The 3,682-nt window shown below is 46.4% G+C and carries 2 protein-coding genes; both read left to right on the top strand.

All coding sequences use genetic code 11. The features are described from left to right. The first annotated feature begins 34 nt into the window (after positions 1–34). On the top strand, positions 35–919 hold the full coding sequence (locus tag G565_RS0120480; RefSeq protein WP_342662995.1) for a TRAFAC clade GTPase domain-containing protein: 885 nt from the start codon (positions 35–37) through the stop codon (positions 917–919). A gap of 4 nt (positions 920–923) precedes the next feature. After that, complete coding sequence (locus G565_RS0120475; protein WP_028672472.1) at positions 924–3,527, top strand: GAP1-N1 domain-containing protein; 2,604 nt, start codon at positions 924–926, stop codon at positions 3,525–3,527. Positions 3,528–3,682: the final 155 nt, after the last annotated feature.

Raw genomic sequence — 3,682 nt, 5'->3', positions numbered from 1 at the left:
CTTTCGAAGGCTTTAGAACGAGCATACTGTTTCACTGTGGGAAGCTGGATATGCTGCCATAGGGTTCCACAGAGTTTTACGAAGAGCCATAATTTTACTTGGTGGCCCCGACTCGGGTAAGACTAATTATATTGGTCGCCTCTGGCAAGCGTTAGATGAAGGAACAGGTGCCCTCCATGCTGTTGAGCAGCCAGATGACATTAAATTCGTGCTGGAGGTCGCCGATCATCTGTTCGAGGGTGGTTTTGCGCCGCGTTCTGAATACAGTGAAGATCGCCGCGACTTCGAAGTTATTGTCGCTGCTACGCAGGGTGGGCCACAATCGAAGGTAATTGTACCCGACATCTCAGGCGAACTTTGGCGTCAGGCAGCTATTGACAGCGAAATCTCATCGGATTGGATGCGTGAGCTACAGAGAGCAGACGCCGCACTTCTATTCGTAAGGGTTGAGTCTGACCAAGACGTCCGCCCGCTTGATTGGGTGACTTCAAGGAATATGTTAGAGAAGCTTGGTGTAGAAGGTGATCAAGACCTTCCTACACAAGTAATGCTATGTGAACTGATCCGCTTTCTTGAAAGTTCACTAGCCAAAAGAGACGATGGAGGTCTTCCACGCCTATCAGTTGTAGTCACGGCTTGGGACTTGATTGATGCAGAGATGTCAGCGCGAGGCCCGTTGGTGTATCTAGAACGCGAGTACCCTCTCCTTGCTGGTAGGCTATTAGATATAGAGAAGCTTGAAGTTCAAATATTCGGCGTCAGTGCCGTTGGCGGTGACTTAAAGCGTGATCCAGAATATAGAAAGGCGTTCCTAGAGTCTGGAATGGACGGTCAAGGCTGGGTCCTTGATTATAATGGAAGAGAGTGGCAAAAGATTTCTGATACAACACTTCCAATCGCCTGGGCTGTAGGGCTTTGAAGCTGTGATTACAGCACAGACTCAAGTCCACGGTTATCGCAAAGGGCACCAACTACTAGCCTCCTCTGTCGTATTGTCAAAGGACGATCAGTTGACTGTGGATCGCCTTTCTGATGTAACTGGACCCCTACGCCCAAAAGAGAAGTTTGCTCCTTATATTTCTGCGTACCCGCTGCCAAGCGGAACATATTATGTTATTGCCAGGACTTGGCAAGATTTTTCTGTTTTGCGTGCGGGGTGCGTTCGAACTAAGAGTGTGCTTATCGATGCGCAGACTTGGGCCTTCAAGCCACCTCTAGCTTCTGTTCTTAGTCTTCTTGAGTCAGATGAACTCCCAGACGTGAATGAAGCGACGTCCATTGAAATTAACGAGCAGTTTGAAGAAGCTTTCCTTCCTATCCTTAACTTTAATGCCAGCGAGATGCTAGAGGCATTGTTTCTAGAAGAGGCAAAGCCGGTAGTTGTTTTCGACGCGCCCAATCCTGAGTTAATTTCTTTGCGTTTACTCGCAGCCTTGTGGCCTGAGCTTCGTAGTAAGTTTGCGCTTTCAACATTTTCCCTTTCGCCTCGTAAGATAGGGGGACGAGATCTTGATCTTGTCTTCGCGCCATCAAATGCTAAGGCCAAATTTTCAGATTGGGGTGGGCGGCGCGTGGACGGTAGATCCCCTCGTGCTGACAGGCATAGATGGACCAAGTCGATCATTCGTCGAGCCTTCGAGGAACCTGTTCCTAGGCTACTTTCGGAAAGCGAGATCGATCTGTTGGGAGAAAAAAATGTGTTCAGCACTTCAGCCTTGCGTATTACGCTTTTATGGGAAGAGTTGATCGATAAACTCGATGTGACTCCTACGGCAGCGCTAGGGTTGTTGGATATTGCCAATTCAGGGAAGGTGAGTAGTGTAGCGGTGATGGAAATATTGCAACCAAAGTTATCAGATGCAATGCGGAAGATCGCAGATGATCTAATGCCTGATGACGCTTGGGAATTTGTCAGCGCGATTACTCAGAAGATGCAAGGGCGAAACATGCCAGTGGGTAGAGCTGCATTGAATGAACTTGCATTGCATCTCACCCAGGTTGCCCCAGAAAGTGCAATCAAATTTTTGCAGCAACCCGACCCTAAAAGTGCTTTTGGCGATCTGACTCCAGCTATCGCGAAAGGTCTCGGGAGAGGGAGATCTCCAAACGTCGAGCAGTTTCTATTAGACGCGCCATCAAACATATTTGCTCAGCTTATATCGCAAAGTGACGAACTTATCCGTCGAGTCGTTATTGACGATAAACTCATAAATAGAATAGAAGTGGTTCTAATTGAGGCTGAAAGTGAACTTTCGGAAAAAGCTGGTAAAAAGTTACTTCCCTATTTAGTTGAAGACCGACAACTACCTGCTGCTAGGAGTATATTTCAAAAGTTGAGCTCCCAAGAAGTCGCAGATGAGTTACGTTGGCTTGGAAAAGTAGGCAACTTTAATGCGAAGGAGCTTAGTGCTCTGCTCATTGATCGAGCGCGTGAAATTGAAGGGTTATCAGCAGTACGTGATGTCCTACTCTATTCGAGCTTTTCAGATGAGCGGGACGCACTATTCAGACAAGTTCTGGAGCCGTCGGTGACAGACATTTTATGGCTACTTGAAGAGGATGGCTTGGCAGAATCTTCATGTACTAATTTGCTCGTTTATTTATTGCGATACGCCGATGACAATCAGTTTGTAAATCTTCTCGCTGAAGAAACTATCGGTAGACAACTACTTGAACGCATCCCGGAGACTGCTGTTGACTTGCAAGTGCGAGCTGTACTGCTTGATACTCTACCGATTAATGCGCATACAAGCCTTATCCAAGTAGTTATTCCGAAAGTAATGGATCGTCAGAAGTTCGAAATTGCAGACCGAGTAATTGGGCGATGCCTATGTAGTCAGTTTGCGGGAGACGAAGCGGCCTTGTTGTTAATGTTGCTCGGATTTCTTGGTTCAAAACTTGATGGTGAAAGAGTAGTTAGATATGCACTCGACACTGGAGTCGATGCTGAGGTTGCAAGTCGTAATCTTATTGTATTTAACATCGCACCTTTACCCGCTCGTTACCGTATTTTAGGTGCGGTAAAAGAAATTGCGCGTGCTCTTCAATCGCGACAATCTATGGACCTGTCAGAAGAAGCATATAACTCGTGCGCTATGCTTATGGCAGATTCTGAACAGGAATACGGTAAGGCTCTAGTAGATGCATCTGTATTGCTAGTTCCATCACTGTTTTATGCATATCAGAGGCCTGTATCCCAGTTGATTGCTGTCTTATTTCCGAAGATCTATAAAGAGCTTGCAAGTGCTAGCGATGTACCTGATTTTCTAAAATATATTTCGATATTCGATTGGGACCGATGCAAGATTGCACGCAAGGAGTTGGTAAAGGCGTTTATGACCTCTTCTTGGAAGCCTGGAGATCTAGCATTGACTGCAATTCGATGCAATGACGTTTCCAGAATACTCAAGAGGGTTGCTAAATCACATGGTGCTAAAGAATATCTTGCTCGAATAGAGTATGACTTGGAAGGTCTTAACGATAAAGATCGAGTAATTGTAGAGCGTGTACTTGCAGAATTACGCTAGAACAGATCAAAGCTAAACAGGACAGTAAGCGTCCAACCGCACCACCTGTTGTTTAAATCCATCAGCCCGCAGGCTGTGGTTTTCTTCAACAGGATCCATCAATGCAAACTCCGGACGAACGACGCACTTTTTGGGCAGAGCATCTTAAGGCGTGC

It is taken from the genome of Saccharospirillum impatiens DSM 12546 (assembly GCF_000423605.1).
Taxonomy (GTDB): domain Bacteria; phylum Pseudomonadota; class Gammaproteobacteria; order Pseudomonadales; family Natronospirillaceae; genus Saccharospirillum; species Saccharospirillum impatiens.
The sequence above is the reverse complement of the archived record's forward strand: the minus strand, read 5'-3'. Positions and strand labels throughout refer to the sequence as shown.